Here is a 15,773-nt window from a genome sequence, read left to right as displayed (position 1 = left end):
AGTCCGGATGCAGAAAAGCAAAAACCCGCCTTTTGGGCGGGTTCTTTAAATAGTGGTGCCCGGACTCGGACTAACGCCGCAGGCGTTGAACAGCGCGCGTGTCGCGCTGGCCCCGAAGGGGTGAGCCGCTGTGCGGCGAATAATCGAACGGAGTTCGATGAAGAGTCCGGATGCAGAAAAGCAAAAACCCGCCTTTTGGGCGGGTTCTTTAAATAGTGGTGCCCGGACTCGGAATCGAACCAAGGACACGGGGATTTTCAATCCCCTGCTCTACCGACTGAGCTATCCGGGCAACGGGGCGCATTAAACCGTAATCGCCGCGCCTCGTCAACGAAATTTATCTGTTTTGCAGCAGACTGAACAATCTATCACCACATTGCGCTAAAAGCACGCGTCTTCAGGCAAAAAACAGCGTCCAGGCCGCTGAAATCGGCATCGCCAGCACCAGCGCAGGCAGCATATTCACCACGGCAAACATTTTTATTCCGCAGATGCGCAGCCCTGTGGCCACCAGCAGCATACCGCCGACGGCGCTGAAATCCGCCAGCATCATCGGCGTGGTGAGCGGCATAATGATCGCCGCGCAGGCCGCGAGGGTCAGCTGGATAAGCAGCATCGGCACGCTGATGGCGGCGACGGCAATGCCCAGGGTGCAGGCGAAAATGGTGGCGGTGAAAAAATCAAGAAACGCTTTGGCAATCAGAATGCTGGCGTCGCCGGTCATCCCTTCGCGCATGGCGCCGAAGACGCCGGTGCCGCTGGCGCAGAACAGGACGATAATCGCCACATAGCTCTGAATATAGGAGTCATGAGCCGAGGCCTTTTTCTTACCCTTCGATGACAGCAACTGCTGAAGCTGACTGACCAGCGTATTTATGCCTTTTTCCATATTGCATATTTCGCCGAGCAGCGTTCCCACCAGGGTCGACAGCACCATCACCGGCAGATTGGCGCATTTAATCACCAGTAAAATACCGATGCCTAATGACGCCAGGCCAAAAATTGAGGTCATGGATGTGCGGATCCGTTCCGGCAACCGCTGGCTGAGTAAGGCGCCTAACACGCCGCCGACCAGCACCGCGCTGGCATTAATAAAAGGTCCTGTAACCACGCTGACTCCTGTTAAATATCCCTGATAACCGATTGATTATGACGTTAACCCGCCGTGAAAGCTTGTGTATCCGTGATATAAGTGCATACGGTTTTCATCTTGCGCCTGCCAGGGAAAGGTGCCATGATTGCGCGAATTTTCTCCTCCCTGATATGAGGCCGCCGATGACGACACTGCCATTACCTCGCCAGCGACGCCGCGCACAGATGCGTGGGCTGCCTCATCTTGCTACGCTTACCCCTCCGTTCACCATGCGGTGAAGGACACGTATGCTCACTGTAGGGCAACAGTAAGATCGGACGCGTCTGCTTTTACTGATGTCCGGCGGTCGGAGCTGAATCCGTCAGACCCGGACACATCGTTGGGCAAGGTTTTCCTTGTCTGAGATTTTTACACTCCCGATACGGGCATTTGCGCTTATGAAATCCATGCACATTGCCGCCAGCTGCGAGCTGGTCACCCGCTTGTCCACCCACCGCCGCGTTGTGGCGCTGGACAGTACCGATTTTACCGATGTGGCGGCAGTCGTCATCACCGCCGCGGACAGTCGCAGCGGTATCCTTGCCCTCCTCAGGCGTAGCGGATTTAACCTGCCGGTCTACCTGCTGAGCGAGACGGCGGTCGATAAGCCGGAGGGGGTACAGGCGGTGATCGCCGGTAAAGATCAGGAGTGGCTCGAGCTGGAAGCGGCGGCCTGCGATTATGAAGCGCGTCTGCTGCCGCCGTTTTTCAATACGCTGACCCAGTACGTCGAAATGGATAACAGCACCTTTGCCTGTCCGGGACACCAGCACGGGGCCTTTTTCAAAAAGCACCCCGCAGGCCGTCAGTTCTATGACTTTTTTGGCGAAAACGTCTTTCGCGCCGATATGTGTAACGCCGATGTAAAATTAGGCGATCTGCTGATCCACGAAGGGTCGGCCAAGCACGCGCAGAAGTTCGCCGCGAAGGTCTTTAATGCGGATAAAACCTACTTCGTCCTTAATGGCACCTCGGCGGCCAACAAAGTTGTGACCAACGCGCTGTTGACCCGCGGCGATCTGGTGCTGTTCGATCGCAACAACCACAAGTCAAACCATCACGGGGCGCTGATTCAGGCGGGGGCGACGCCTGTCTATCTTGAAGCCGCGCGCAATCCGTTCGGCTTTATCGGCGGCATTGACGAGCGTTGCTTTGATGAGCGCTACCTGCGGGATCTCATCCGCGAAGCGGCGCCAGAGAAAGCCACGGCCGCTCGCCCGTTTCGCCTGGCGGTGATCCAGCTCGGAACCTATGACGGCACGGTCTATAACGCCCGCCAGGTGGTCGATAAAATCGGCCACCTCTGCGATTACATCCTGTTCGACTCGGCGTGGGTGGGCTATGAGCAGTTTATCCCGATGATGGCCGACTGTTCGCCGCTACTGCTGGAGCTGACGCCGGACGATCCGGGCATTTTTGTCACCCAGTCCGTACACAAGCAGCAGGCCGGTTTCTCGCAGACGTCGCAGATCCATAAAAAGGATAACCATCTGCGCGGCCAGGCGCGCTTCTGTCCGCACAAACGGCTGAATAACGCCTTTATGCTGCATGCCTCCACCAGTCCGTTTTATCCGCTGTTCGCCGCGCTGGACGTCAACGCCAAAATTCACGAAGGCGAGAGCGGCCGCCGCCTGTGGGCCGAGTGCGTGGCGCTGGGCATCGAGGCGCGCAAAGCGATCATCGCCAACTGTAAGATGATTCAGCCCTTTATTCCGCCGATGGTGGCGGGGCGCCCGTGGCAGGATCACCCGACCGAAGCGATCGCCCGGGAGCGTCGTTTCTTCAGCTTCGAACCGGGCGCGCGCTGGCATGGTTTCGAGGGCTATGCCGACGACCAGTATTTTGTCGACCCGTGCAAGCTGTTGTTGACCACCCCTGGCATCGACGCGGAGAGCGGGGAGTACAGTGAGTTCGGCATCCCGGCGACCATTCTGGCGCATTACCTGCGGGAAAACGGCATCGTGCCGGAGAAGTGCGATCTCAACTCGATTCTGTTCCTGCTGACGCCGGCGGAAAGCGCCGAAAAAATGGCGCAGCTGGTGGCGATGCTGGGGCAGTTTGAACAGCATATTGAAGCGGATACGCCGCTGGCCGATGTGTTGCCGACCATCTACAACAAATATCCGGTGCGCTATCGCGACTATACCCTGCGCGAGTTGTGCCAGGAGATGCACGATCTGTACGTCAGCTTTGACGTGAAGAGCCTGCAAAAAGAGATGTTCCGTAAAAGGAGCTTCCCGCGGGTGGTGATGAATCCCCAGGATGCCAACCGCGAATTTATCCGCGGCGACGTGGAGCTGGTGCGTCTGAGCGAGGCGGAGGGCCGCGTCGCGGCGGAAGGGGCGCTGCCGTATCCGCCGGGGGTATTATGCGTGGTGCCCGGTGAGGTCTGGGGGGGCGCTGTGCTGCGCTATTTCCTCGCGCTGGAGGAGGGGGTCAATATGCTACCGGGCTTCTCGCCGGAGCTGCAGGGAGTATATAGCGAGACGGATCCGGACGGCATTAAGCGGCTGTATGGCTACGTGTTGAAGGGATAAAAAAACGCCCCGCCAAACAGGCGGGGCGTTTTACTTTTGCCGATCACGCGCTCTGCTGCGCGGCGGTCGGCTGTCTGACGTGTTTGTATTTGAACAGCGCCACGAAGGCAAAAGCCAGCGCCAGCGAATAGCCGGCGAAAATCAGCCACACGCTCTGCCAGTTAGTGATCCCTTCGACGGTAAAGTGCTCCACCACTTTGCCGCTCACCATGCCACCGAGAATACAGCCGAAGCCGTTGGTCATCATCAGGAACATCCCCTGGGCGCTGGCGCGGATTTCCGGGCGCACCTCTTTCTCAACGAACACTGAACCGGAGATGTTGAAGAAGTCGAAGGCGCAACCGTAGACGATCATCGACAGTACCAGCAGCACGGTGCCGAACGGCGTCGGGTCGCCAAAGGCGAACAGGCCGAAGCGCAGCATCCACGCCACGATACTCATCAGCATGACGTTCTTAATGCCGTAGCGGCTGAGGAAGAACGGGATGGTCAGGATAAACAGGGTCTCGGAGATCTGCGAGATCGACATCAGCACCGAGGCGTGTTCGACGATAAAGCTGCCGGCAAACAGCGGATCTTTATCGAAGCTGTGCAGGAAGGTATTACCGAACATGTTGGTGATTTGCAGCTCGGCGCCGAGCATCATCGAAAAGATAAAGAAGATGGCCATGCGCTTGTTTTTAAACAGCGCGAAAGCGTTAAGCCCCAGCATCTCCGTCCAGCTTTGATTACGCTGGGCGTTAGCCACCGGGATCGTCGGCAGCGTCAGGGTGAACAGCGCCAGCAATACCGACAGCGTCGCACCGATGTACAACTGCATATGGCTCAGCTCAAAGCCGGAGAAGCTGACGCCCCACATGGCGAAGATAAAGCCGATAGTGCCCCAGATACGGATCGGCGGAAAATCGGTAACGATATCCAGCCCCGCCGACTGCAGGCGATAGTAAGAGATGGTGTTAATCAGCCCCAGCGTCGGCATATAGGCCAGTGAGTTAAGGAGGATCACGAGGAACATTTCGCCCGGCGTGGTGACCTGCGCCGCCAGATACAGCGTCAGCGCACCCACCAGGTGACAAACGGCATACACCCATTTGGCGCTAATCCACTTGTCGGCGACGATGCCGAGCAGCGTCGGCATCAGCACCGCGGCGATACCGAGCGAGCTATAAACCGCGCCGATTGCTGCGCCGTCAAACTTCAGGGTGACAAACATGTATGAGCCAAGCGTGGTAAGCCAGCTCCCCCAAAGACAGAACTGCAGGAACGACAGTATTTTGAGCTGCAGCTTAAGATTCATGTAGTTATCCTCACGAATATGGGCTTGTTATGTTTTTAAAATAACATTAAACCCGTTATTTTGATGCGATTCTATCATTCGCCAACCGAAGGCTTCTGTTAACTGCCGCAGAAAACCGAAAGATATTGCACCGTATGGCTCAGAAAAAACGCGGCCTCAGCGCGGGGCTGAGGCCGGTGTCAGGAGGGGGGTTATTTACGGCGGTAGCTTTTCTGCGCCGTGTTAACTTTATACAGATAGCGGCGCGATTCCGCCGAAGGATGGCGGGTAGTCAGGGTCTGGTAGACGTCCCCTGGCGCCATGCTGTTGATGATATTGGCCGCCTGGACTTTATCGCTGGAGAAGACCCGCAGCACGCTGCCGGCGCCGCCGTTATAGGCGGTGATCACCGCGTAGCGACGCGAGGTGGGGTTATCGATGCCGGCGAGGTAGACATTGTTCAGCATCGCCAGGTAGGCGGTACCGGTGTCAATGTTATTCGCCGGGTCGAACAGATAGCTGCGGCTTGGCAGGCCCGATTTACCCTGGGAACGGAAGACGTCTCTGCCGGCGCTGTGCTGGACCACCTGCATCAGCCCCATGGCGTCGGCATGGCTGACCGCATAAGGGTTAAAGGAGGATTCGGTCTGCATAATCGCGAGGATCAGCGACTCATCAACCCCATACTTACGCGAGGCCTGACGCACCATGCCGAGGTATTTATGCGCACGTTTGTCGAGGTGGTTCGGCACCAGGTTGATGGTGATGCTGTAGACCACGCGCAGGCCGTTGTTGCGGCTCTTCAGGCGGGTTTGCAGCAGATAGTCGGCAAAGCGCGCGGCGCGCCACTCCCAGCGAATCGATGCCCCGGTGTTATCCACCACCTGGCCATAGAGGAACGGCTCTTTGGAGATCTGAATGTCATCGACATCGGAATAGAGGTCGATGGAGTTGGGGTCATCGCCCATCAGCAGGGTTTTGACGATCGCCTGGCGCAGTCGTCCGCGCGGATCGGTGCCGGCGATGGTCTCTACGGTGATCGTCCCTTCATCGAAGTTGATGTGGCTGCGGGTTTGATACTGGTCGGTGTATTTGACGTAGTCCTTCGGCCCGGCGAGCAGGACTTCGTTGTACCCCCAAATGTTCTCGATGTTGTGGGCAAACTGGCCCATCAGGATATCAAAACCGTTGGTATCCTTGACCCAGGCCTCGTTGTATTCGGCGCCTTTTTTATTGGAGCTGGAACACGAAACGAGCAACGGCGCAATCAGCGCGAGCGCTAAGTATTTTTTCATCATTCCGGGCGTGCGTGTTGTGTTTGTTTTTAAAAGGCCGCAGGGCCCTTACTGTTTTTCCGGCGGCGTATAGCCTTCGATGTGCACGTCTTTCCCTTCAAACAGGAACTGCACCATCTCCTGCTCCAGCAGCTTGCGGTGCTCCGGGTTCATCATGCTGAGCTTTTTCTCGTTGATCAGCATGGTCTGCTTGTGCTGCCACTGCGCCCAGGCTTCTTTGGAGATTTCGTTGTAAATGCGCTTCCCGAGTTCGCCCGGATACAGCTGAAAATCCTGGCCGTCCGCTTCACGCTGCAGGAAGGTACAAAAAATGGTTCTGCTCATAATCAATCCTCTTTGATAGCCGAAAATTTATACCGGCGTTCCGGCTTTTAACTGTTGCAACAAGCGCTCCACGGGGGCCGCCAGACCGACGGACGGCGGCTGCGCTAAGTTATACCAGAGTGCGTTGCCTTCATCCATGCATGCGCCAGATGAGTGCACTGTAAGCCACATCGGCACAATATCCAGATGGAAATGGCTGAAAGTGTGGCGAAAAGCGGTGAGCTGCGTCAGATTATCGGCCTTAATCTGGCGCTGTGCCAGCCACTCGCGCAGGCCCGCTTCGTCGGCAAACTGCGGAAAACAGAACAATCCGCCCCACAGGCCCACCGGCGGACGCTGGGCGAGAAACACCTCGTCGCCGTGCTGCATCAGCAGGAAATAGCCGGTGCGTTCCGGAATGGTCTGCTTCGGTTTTTTGCCCGGATATTCTGCCCATGAATGATTGGCGTAGGCCACGCAGCCGTTGCTCAGCGGGCACAGTTCGCACTTCGGCTTCGATCGGGTGCAGACCATCGCCCCGAGATCCATCATCGCCTGGTTAAAGCGCTCCACGCCCTTCGCCGGCGTGACCGCTTCGCTGATCTCCCACAGCCGTTTTTCCACCTCTTTTTTCCCCGGCCAGCCGCTGACAGCATAGCAGCGGGCGAGCACGCGCTTCACGTTGCCGTCGAGAATCGGATAATGCTGACCGAGCGAAAGGGATAAAATGGCCCCCGCCGTTGAGCGCCCGACGCCGGGAAGCGCCGCCACTTCGTCAAAGGTCTGCGGGAATTCGCCGCCGTGCTGCGCCGCCACCTGCTGCGCCGCTTTGTGTAAGTTGCGCGCCCGCGCGTAGTAACCCAGTCCGGTCCACAGGTGCAGCACCTCATCCAGCGGCGCGTTGGCGAGATCGACCACCGTGGGGAAACGCGCCATAAAGCGTTCAAAATACGGGATAACCGTGGTCACCTGTGTTTGTTGCAACATCACTTCGGAGAGCCATACTTTGTAGGGCGTCTTGGCGATTTGCCAGGGCAGGGTTTTACGCCCGTATTTGTCGTACCAGTCCAGGACCTGGGCTGAAAATTGCGTGGCGAGAAAAGTCAAAGCTACGGCTCCGGGATCGCGATTACAGGGTGGCAGATTGCAGCACAAGGCCGAGTGGCTGTAAACCCTTGCATCCGCCGGGTAACTTTGGATAATGCCCGTTTTCCGAACACTTTCACTAGCAGACCTAACTTTTATGAAAAACGACGTCATCTCTCCGGAATTTGATGAAAACGGCCGTCCGCTGCGCCGTATTCGTAGCTTCGTCCGTCGCCAGGGCCGCCTGACGAAAGGGCAGCAGCATGCGCTGGATAACATTTGGCCGGTGATGGGCGTTGAATTCAACGATGCGCCGCTCGATTTCGCCGCCCTGTTTGGCCGCGAAGCGCCGGTCACCCTCGAAATTGGCTTCGGGATGGGCGCCTCGCTGGTGGCGATGGCAAAAGCCAAACCGGAACAGAATTTCCTCGGCATCGAAGTGCACTCCCCGGGCGTCGGCGCCTGTCTGGCCTCGGCCGAAGAAGAAGGTGTGCAAAACCTGCGCGTGATGTGTCACGATGCGGTGGAAGTGCTGCACACTATGATTCCGGATAACTCGCTGAATATGGTGCAGCTGTTTTTCCCTGACCCGTGGCACAAAGCGCGCCATAATAAACGTCGTATCGTGCAGCCGCCCTTCGCCGAGCTGGTGAAAAGTAAACTGAAGCTCGGCGGCGTCTTCCATATGGCGACCGACTGGGAAGCCTATGCCGTCCATATGCTGGAAGTGATGTCCTCGCTGGAAGGGTACCGTAACCAGTCGGCAAGCAACGATTACGTACCGCGCCCGGAATCGCGCCCGGTAACCAAATTTGAACAGCGTGGCCATCGTCTCGGCCACGGCGTATGGGACTTAATGTTCGAGAGGGTGAAATAATGGCCAAGAATCGTAGCCGTCGTCTGCGGAAAAAAATGCATATCGACGAGTTTCAGGAGTTAGGCTTCTCCGTCGCCTGGCGTTTCCCGGAAGGGACCAGCGAAGAGCAGATCGACCAGACGGTCAACGATCTGATCGAAGAGGTGATTGAGCCGAACAAACTGGCCTTTGACGGCAGCGGCTATCTCTCCTGGGAGGGGCTGATCTGCATGCAGGAGATCGGTAAATGTACCGAAGAGCATCAGGCCATCGTGCGCCAATGGCTGGAAGCGCGTAAGTTAGAGGATGTGCGCACCAGCGAACTTTTTGACGTCTGGTGGGACTAAGTTTGACAAGGGTCGGCAACTGCCGGCCCGTTTTGTCTTAAGGGAGTTTTATGATGCGTAAAACGCTGCTGGCGGTGGCGCTCTCCGTCACCGCTTTGTCTGCCCATGCAGACTACCAGTGTAGCGTCACGCCGCGTGACGATGTGATCCTCACCCCGCAGCAGGTCCAGGTGAAAGGGGAAAATGGCAATCTGGTGATCAAACCGGACGGTAACCTGACCTTTAACGGCAAGGCCTATGCCCTCAGCGCCGCCCAGCGCGAGCAGGCCCAGGATTATCAGGCCGGTCTGCGCAGCAGCCTGCCGTGGATTGACGAAGGCGCGCGTTCGCGAGTCGAAAAAGGCCGCAAGGCGCTGGATAAAATCATTACCGAACAGGTCGGCGCCGACAGCAGTATGCACGGTCGTCTGACTAAGCTGGACGCGCAGCTGAAAGAACAGATGAACCGCATCATTGAGCGCCGCAGCGATGGCCTGACCTTCCACTATAAAGCCATCGACCAGGTGCGCGCCGACGGCCAGCAGCTGGTGAATCAGGCGATGGGCGGCATTCTGCAGGACAGCATTAACGAGATGGGGGCGAAAGCGGTGCTCAAAGGCGGCGGCAACCCGCTGCAGGGCATTCTCGGCAGCCTCGGCGGTCTGCAAACCGCGATTCAGGACGAGTGGAAAAACCAGGAGGCCGATTTCCAGCAGTTTGGTAAAGACGTCTGCAGCCGAGTGGTCTCCCTTGAGGACAGCCGCAAAGCGCTGGTGGGCTCGTTAAAGTAAGCGACATCCCGCTACCTGCGTCCGCAGGTAGCAAAATCAGATTTCATTTATCCTGCCTGCGGTGGCGAACGCCTTATGATGCCTGCTGTATTCATAAAAGGAATTTGCTGATGAAAGAGGCATGGAAAACGCTCACCGTCCTGATGATCGCTTCCCCTTGTTACGTGCTGGCGGATGCCAACACGCCAACAGACGACGTGGTGAAAAAGCAGTTTGCTGAACAGACTGGCGGGATTATGCGCTTGCAAAGTGTGACGCTAAAGCAGCTCGACGCCCGGGGAAATCAGGCGACCTATATGCTGGAAGGCGATATGGCCGCCGCGGAAGATCTCTATATTTGCGTCGGCGTCGCGGGAGATTACTTTTTTTATGAGCGAGTCTGGACCAGGGGGCGGCCGGTAAAATTCTCCGCCATGATGACCTCGGTAGGGACCAAAGACTCCGGCTGGCAGACCGAATTCTTTTCGCTGCAAATGGCGGCGAAGAGGGGCGGGAGAACCTTGAAGGAAATCGGAGGGGATGAAAGTAAAAACCTGATCGTTAATGACCACAAATTTATGGCGCAATTTGCCAAAATTAACGCCAGCTTTGCCGCCAGCAAAGCCACGATGAAGACGTTGCAAGGGCAACAGGATGCGCTGAAAACCGAGATCGCCGCGTTAGAGGAGCAGATTAACCGTTCATGGGGTACGGATGCGAACGGCAAGACGCTCGATCGCAGCGACGTGCAGCAGGCGATGCTGGAAAAAATGTATGAAGTAGATCGGCAAAACGATCCGCTGAAATTCGAGAATCATTACTACAAAACTATCTATGAACCCGCCCTGACCGCCTGTCAGAAAAAAGCGGTTTGCGATGCCGGGCCGCTGCGCGCCGAGCGCGATGCTGTGCTGAATGAGCAGAAGCGTAACTATTATCGCCAGCATAAAGAGATGAGTGAAAATATCAAAGCGGAGATGGCCGCGCGCGATAAAAAGATAGCGCCGCTGCAGAAGCAAAAAGGCGAACTGAGCGCTCAGCTGATGGCGCTGGAGATACGCTATCGGGATTTGGCTCGCGACGAAAAATACTGGCAGGAGGGGCTGGAGAAGATGCGCCGCGACGGGGTCCTTAAGTAGCCGAATCAGGTTCGGAATGGCCCGGCTGCGCCTGGCGGGTATAGGCTTGTCGGATGACACAATGTTCTGATATTGAAGATTTTTGCCTGACGGGCAGGGCGCTAAGCGCCGCCCGGGCAGAAGCGTTAGCACGGGGGCTAACGCTTGTTTTTCCTCAGGGAGGATAGCCCCTTCTCCTGGGCAAAACCCTACATCAGCCCCAGCAGCTGTGGAATAAACAGCGAGATCGGCGGGATATAAACAATCATCATCAGCGCGATCAGCAGGGCGGCGTAGAACGGCAGCAACGGTTTGATGAGCTGCTGAATTTTCACTCCTGAAATGGAGCAGCCGACAAACAGCGCGCTGCCTACCGGTGGGGTCAGCAGGCCGATGCACAGGTTAGCGACCATCATGATGCCGAAATGAACCGGGTTCATGCCCAAATCCTCAGCAATGGGCAGAAATATCGGCGTGAAAATCAGCACCGCAGGGGTCATATCCATAAAAATGCCGACGATTAGCAGCACGATATTTATCAACAGCAGGATCACCACCGGGTTTTCCGACACCCCCATTAGCGCATCGCTTATCATGTAGGGAATGTCGGCGTTGGTCATCGCCCACGACATGCCCACCGAAAAGCCAATCAGCAGCAGCACAATAGAGGTCATGACTACCGATTCCAGAATCAGCTTCGGCAGATCGCGCCACTTCACTTCCCGATAGATCAGTACCGACAGGATAAAGGTGTAGACCACGGCGATGGCAGAGGCTTCCGTCGCGGTAAAAATGCCGCCAAGGATCCCGCCCATCACAATGATGACCAGCAGCAGGCTGGGCAGAGCATCGAAAAAGGCCTTTGCCGCCTGGGCGCAGGTCGGCCGTTCGGAAACCGGATAGCCGCGGCGTTTAGCGATGCAGCCGCAGACCAGCATAATAGCCAGGCCCATCAGGATGCCCGGCAAATAGCCGGCCATAAACAGCGAGGCCACCGAGACGCCGCCTGCGGTCAGGGAAAAGACGATCAGGACGTTTGACGGCGGAATAAGCAGACCCGTGATGCAGGATGAGACGTTTACCGCTGTGGAAAAGGTCGGATCGTAGCCTTTCTGCGTCTGAATGGGGTTGAGCGTGCCACCTACCGCCGCGGCGGCGGCGACGGCTGAACCGGAAATCGAGCCGAACATCATATTGGCCAGCACGTTGACGTGGCCCAGAGAGCCCGGCACGCGTCCGACCATCACCTGCGCCAGATTGATTAAACGTATGGCAATCCCGCCGCTGTTCATCAGGGTTCCGGCAAAGATAAAAAAGGGGATGGCCAGCAGCGCGAAGTTATCAAGCCCGTTCGCCAGGCGTTGAGACACGGTAATCACCGCGATATCCCAGGGAAACATCAGCAGCATCGAACCAACGGTAGCGATACCGATGGCGAAGGAGATGGGAACGCCAATAAAAACCAGAATAAAGAAAGCGCCAAACAGCGTCAGTGCAATATAGCTATCCATGAGTTGCTCCTTATTCTGCATGTTTGATGTTTTTCAGGCCGTTACTGATAAAACACAATGCGTAAAACATCATCATGATGCCGGTGAGCGGCAGGATCAGATACACGTAGCCCATGGGGATCTGCATCGCGGCTGAGACCTGGGCGGTCGACAGCGTTTTTGCAATCAGTTTTACGCCGCCGGTCACAATCACTGCGCCGGCAAACAGCAGGATCAGCAGGTTAATGATGACGCTGAAAAGCGCCTGCCTGCGGGGAGAGAGCGTCATGGTGAGTAAATCAATCGCCAGGTGACGCTGGGCGCCGACGGTATAGGCCGCGCCCAGTAGCCCGACCCAGATCATTAAGAAGCGCGCCAGCTCGTCGGTCAGGGTGCTTGGCTGGTTGAGCACGTAGCGGCTGAATACCTGCCAGACGACGCAGACAACCAGCGCAATCATTACAGCGACAGAGAAGGCGGCGATGGTGCGGTCCACCGCCAGCTTAATGCGGTTAAGTATCATCGTTGATTTCCTGGTGCAAACGGGCCAGCGGCCGGCCCGTTAAAGGTTATTCCGCGGCAGCTTCAAATTTGGCCAGCAGGGCGGCCTGGCTGGGATCTTTTTTAAAGTCATCGTATAGCGGCTGCACGGCGGCGCGGAACGGCGCTTTATCTACTTTGACTATTTCTCCGCCCAGGGCTTTGGCCTGCGCGCGGGTATCGGCATCGATCTTCCGCCACAGCTGTTGCTGATAAATCTCTGAGGCTTTCGCCGCTTTGATCAGAATGTGCTGCTGATCCGGCGTCAGCTTGTCCCAGGTTTTGCTGGAGATAACGAGGAAGTCAGGGATGGAGGCGTGCTCATCTTCAGAGAATACTTTCGCGATTTCGATATGGCGCGTCTGCACCCAGGAGGGAACGTTATTTTCCGCGCCGTCTACCACCCCCTGCTGCATGGCGGTATAAACTTCACCAAAGGAGATGGGGGTCGGGGAACCGCCCATTAATTCGACCATTTTTAACGTTGTCGGGCTGGCCTGGACGCGGATCTTCAGTCCTTTTAAATCTTCTGGTTTAGTAATGGGCTTTTTGGCATAAAAGCTTCGCGTCCCGGCGACAAAAGCGGAAAGGGCAAAGAATCCTTTCTCTTTCGTCGAGTTCATTATTTCCTTGCCCACCTCGCCGAAGACGACTTTATTGAAGTGATTCTGGTCGTTAAACAGGAAGGGTAAATTATAAATGGCGTAAATATTATCGAAAGACTCCAGATCGCTGGCGGAACCTTTGGTCATATCCAGCGCGCCATTTTGTAATAACTCCATGGTCTCGCGCGCGCTGCCCATCTGACTACTGGGGTAAATACGAATCTTCATCTTACCGTCAGAAAGCTGGTTTACCTCTCTGGACATCTCCTCCAGCGCCTGATGCACCACATGGCTACGCTCAAGGTTATGTGCCAGTTTTAACGTGACTTTTTCAGCCGCGACGGCTCCTGCGGAGAGTAGGGCCAGTAAAGCTATACCTACCAGAGAACGAGAAAAAGGGTATTTTTTCATGAGTTGGCTCCATGCACTTGGGATAATTGGTCAATATCTTTAGCATCATGCTTTATTTCTGTATGACATATTATCTTTGTTGTCGTACATCTTTAAGCTACCTGACTCACACTTTCTGGCAATGAGGTAAGGAAATAACCGATCTTATTGCTGGATTGATACTTGGCTTGTATTAATTAATGCAAATTAATTTGAGGGTGGAATATTTAATAAGAATGAATCGGATATAATAAGGTATATATGGCGGAGGAATCGAGTTATTCCCATTCCCGCACTCTGCCTGGCGGGAATGGGATAACGATATTTATTCGCTAAGGAATAGTTCGAGAAGAGAATTTAAAAACAGCTTTCCATGCTCGGTGATCTGCCAGTTCTGCTCGTCTTCCTGCAGATAGCCCTGAGCTATCGCCGCGTCCAGCTGCGGACGGATCGCCGCTTCATCAAGACCGGTATAACGGCGGAATTCCGCGCGCGGCGCGGCCTCCAGCAGGCGAAAACGGTTCATAAAGAACTCAAACGGTTTATCCGCCTCTTCCACATCATGCTGACGTTCGAGGTAGCGGCCTTCCATATAGCCGCGCGGGTGGCGGGTTTTGGCAGTACGCAGAATGCGCCCGTCCGGGAAGGTTATCTTGCCGTGCGCGCCGCAGCCGATGCCAAGGTAGTCGCCAAAGCGCCAGTAATTGAGATTATGCTGACACTGATAGCCCGGTTTGGCGTAAGCGGAAGTCTCGTACTGCTGGTAGCCGGCGGCGTTCAGCAGCTGATGCCCCTGCTCGAAAATATCCCATAGCGCGTCGTCATCCGGCAGCACCGGCGGCCGGGAGCCGAACAAGGTGTTCGGCTCAATGGTCAGCTGGTACCACGAGAGATGCGGCGGGTTGAGAGCAATGGCCTGACGCAGATCGTCCAGCGCCTCCTCCAGAGACTGGTCCGGCAAACCGTGCATCAGGTCGAGATTGAAACTGCGCAGGCCCAGGCCGCTGGCGAGGCGTGCCGCGCGTTTTGCCTCTTCCGGGCCGTGGATCCGCCCCAGCCGCTGCAGCTTCGGTTCGCTAAAGCTTTGTACGCCGATGGAGATGCGATTCACCCCGGCGCGCTGGTAATCAACGAAGCGATCGGCCTCCACGGTGCCCGGGTTGGCTTCCATGGTGATTTCCGCCCCGGCGGCCAGCGGCAGGCAGGCGCGGACGCCATCGAGCAGGGTTTGCATGGCCGGGCCGGACAGCAGGCTCGGCGTACCGCCGCCGATAAAAATGGTGCCTATTTCCCGTCCCTGGGCATACTGCGCATCGGCCCGCAGATCGTTCAGCAGATGCTGGACGTAGTCATCGTGCGGCACTTCGCCTTTCAGCGCATGCGAATTAAAGTCGCAGTACGGGCATTTCTGCACGCACCAGGGAATATGGATATAGAGACTCAGCGGCGGCAAATTAGCCATTACGTAATGCTTCCAGTAACAATTTCAGCGCTTGCCCGCGATGGGAAATAGCGCTCTTTTCTTCACGGCTCAGTTCGGCCGCGGTTTTTCCTTCTGACGGGACGAAGAAGATCGGGTCGTAGCCGAAACCGCCCTGACCCGCGGCTTTCCGGGCGATCACCCCAGGCCAGCTGCCGTGGCACACCAGCGGCGTGGGATCCTCGGCATGGCGCAGATAGACCAGTACGCAGTGGAATTGCGCCTGGCGCTGGTCGTCCGGCACGTCCTGCAGGGCGTCGAGCAGTTTCTCAAGGTTCTGCTGGTCGCTGGCGTCGACGCCGGCATAGCGGGCGGAGTAGATGCCCGGCGCGCCGCCCAGGGCATCGACGGCCAGACCGGAATCGTCGGCGATAGCCGGCAGGCCGGTGATCTGTGCCGCATGACGCGCCTTCAGAATCGCGTTTTCAATGAAGGTCAGACCGGTCTCTTCCGCAGACTCGACGCCCAGCTCGGTCTGAGCGACGATATCGAGACCAAAATCTTCCAGCAGCGAGGCCAGTTCGCGCACTTTACCGGCGTTGCCGGTAGCGAGGACGACTTTTTGCATG

General features: G+C 56.6%; 16 protein-coding genes and 1 tRNA gene. 6 read left to right on the top strand and 11 right to left on the bottom strand.

Going from position 1 to position 15,773, the window contains the following annotated elements:
* Nucleotides 1–216 (top strand): hypothetical protein (locus ABLV04_RS16365; protein ID WP_131033123.1); only part of this gene is annotated, 216 nt, incomplete at its 5' end.
* Here ABLV04_RS16365 and ABLV04_RS16360 read toward each other — a convergent pair.
* Both ABLV04_RS16360 and ABLV04_RS16355 read right to left on the bottom strand, forming a co-directional pair.
* Nucleotides 217–292 (bottom strand) — tRNA-Phe (locus tag ABLV04_RS16360).
* A 105-nt stretch (nucleotides 293–397) separates the two neighbouring features.
* Nucleotides 398–1,111 carry a DUF554 domain-containing protein gene (locus ABLV04_RS16355; RefSeq protein WP_023291007.1) on the bottom strand — a complete coding sequence of 238 codons (714 nt, stop codon included), beginning with the start codon at nucleotides 1,109–1,111 and terminating at the stop codon, nucleotides 398–400.
* 419 nt (nucleotides 1,112–1,530) lie between these two features.
* On the opposite strand from ABLV04_RS16355, the gene ABLV04_RS16350 reads away from it, so the two are divergent.
* On the top strand, nucleotides 1,531–3,669 hold the full coding sequence (locus ABLV04_RS16350) for an ornithine decarboxylase (RefSeq protein ID WP_023291006.1): 2,139 nt from the start codon (nucleotides 1,531–1,533) through the stop codon (nucleotides 3,667–3,669).
* Between the two features lie 43 nt (nucleotides 3,670–3,712).
* Here ABLV04_RS16350 and ABLV04_RS16345 read toward each other — a convergent pair whose 3' ends face one another.
* From ABLV04_RS16345 to mutY, 4 genes are all read right to left on the bottom strand, one after another.
* Complete coding sequence (locus ABLV04_RS16345; protein WP_023291005.1) at nucleotides 3,713–4,966, bottom strand: nucleoside permease; 1,254 nt, start codon at nucleotides 4,964–4,966, stop codon at nucleotides 3,713–3,715.
* A 191-nt stretch (nucleotides 4,967–5,157) separates the two neighbouring features.
* Nucleotides 5,158–6,240, bottom strand: a complete 1,083-nt coding sequence (gene mltC / locus ABLV04_RS16340) for a membrane-bound lytic murein transglycosylase MltC (protein ID WP_002916629.1) — start codon at nucleotides 6,238–6,240, stop codon at nucleotides 5,158–5,160.
* A 48-nt stretch (nucleotides 6,241–6,288) separates the two neighbouring features.
* Nucleotides 6,289–6,564 (bottom strand): oxidative damage protection protein, encoded by a 276-nt coding sequence (locus ABLV04_RS16335; protein ID WP_004105744.1) that lies wholly within the window; start codon nucleotides 6,562–6,564, stop codon nucleotides 6,289–6,291.
* 27 nt (nucleotides 6,565–6,591) lie between these two features.
* Nucleotides 6,592–7,650: an A/G-specific adenine glycosylase gene (gene mutY, locus ABLV04_RS16330; protein WP_023291004.1), complete on the bottom strand. Its 1,059-nt coding sequence runs from the start codon at nucleotides 7,648–7,650 to the stop codon at nucleotides 6,592–6,594.
* Between the two features lie 136 nt (nucleotides 7,651–7,786).
* On the opposite strand from mutY, the gene trmB reads away from it, so the two are divergent.
* From trmB to ABLV04_RS16310, 4 genes are all read left to right on the top strand, one after another.
* The gene (gene trmB / locus ABLV04_RS16325; protein WP_004205192.1) at nucleotides 7,787–8,506 is read left to right on the top strand and encodes a tRNA (guanosine(46)-N7)-methyltransferase TrmB; all 720 of its coding nucleotides are present in this window, start codon (nucleotides 7,787–7,789) and stop codon (nucleotides 8,504–8,506) included.
* Nucleotides 8,506–8,832 (top strand): YggL family protein, encoded by a 327-nt coding sequence (locus ABLV04_RS16320; RefSeq protein ID WP_023291003.1) that lies wholly within the window; start codon nucleotides 8,506–8,508, stop codon nucleotides 8,830–8,832. Before trmB ends, ABLV04_RS16320 begins: the two co-directional genes overlap by 1 nt.
* A 50-nt stretch (nucleotides 8,833–8,882) precedes the next feature.
* Nucleotides 8,883–9,602, top strand: a complete 720-nt coding sequence (locus tag ABLV04_RS16315) for a DUF2884 domain-containing protein (RefSeq protein WP_032428990.1) — start codon at nucleotides 8,883–8,885, stop codon at nucleotides 9,600–9,602.
* 110 nt (nucleotides 9,603–9,712) lie between these two features.
* Entirely contained in the window at nucleotides 9,713–10,720 is a 1,008-nt protein-coding gene (locus ABLV04_RS16310) for a DUF1202 family protein (protein ID WP_064158001.1), read from the top strand.
* A gap of 188 nt (nucleotides 10,721–10,908) precedes the next feature.
* Here ABLV04_RS16310 and ABLV04_RS16305 read toward each other — a convergent pair whose 3' ends face one another.
* The 5 genes from ABLV04_RS16305 to ABLV04_RS16285 form a co-directional block, all read right to left on the bottom strand.
* The gene (locus tag ABLV04_RS16305) at nucleotides 10,909–12,210 is read right to left on the bottom strand and encodes a TRAP transporter large permease subunit (protein ID WP_050533744.1); all 1,302 of its coding nucleotides are present in this window, start codon (nucleotides 12,208–12,210) and stop codon (nucleotides 10,909–10,911) included.
* A gap of 10 nt (nucleotides 12,211–12,220) precedes the next feature.
* On the bottom strand, nucleotides 12,221–12,712 hold the full coding sequence (locus ABLV04_RS16300) for a TRAP transporter small permease (RefSeq protein WP_044524703.1): 492 nt from the start codon (nucleotides 12,710–12,712) through the stop codon (nucleotides 12,221–12,223).
* Nucleotides 12,713–12,758: 46 nt separating this feature from the next.
* Complete coding sequence (locus tag ABLV04_RS16295) at nucleotides 12,759–13,745, bottom strand: TRAP transporter substrate-binding protein (protein ID WP_048298270.1); 987 nt, start codon at nucleotides 13,743–13,745, stop codon at nucleotides 12,759–12,761.
* A gap of 304 nt (nucleotides 13,746–14,049) precedes the next feature.
* On the bottom strand, nucleotides 14,050–15,186 hold the full coding sequence (hemW, locus tag ABLV04_RS16290; protein ID WP_023290996.1) for a radical SAM family heme chaperone HemW: 1,137 nt from the start codon (nucleotides 15,184–15,186) through the stop codon (nucleotides 14,050–14,052).
* Nucleotides 15,179–15,772: an XTP/dITP diphosphatase gene (locus ABLV04_RS16285; RefSeq protein WP_023290995.1), complete on the bottom strand. Its 594-nt coding sequence runs from the start codon at nucleotides 15,770–15,772 to the stop codon at nucleotides 15,179–15,181. Before ABLV04_RS16285 ends, hemW begins: the two co-directional genes overlap by 8 nt.
* Between the last annotated feature and the right edge of the window lies 1 nt (nucleotide 15,773).

Origin of the sequence: Klebsiella sp. JN_Kp127, assembly GCF_040062505.1 — a bacterium.
Lineage (GTDB): Bacteria > Pseudomonadota > Gammaproteobacteria > Enterobacterales > Enterobacteriaceae > Klebsiella > Klebsiella quasipneumoniae.
This window is presented reverse-complemented; position numbering and strand designations above follow the sequence as displayed.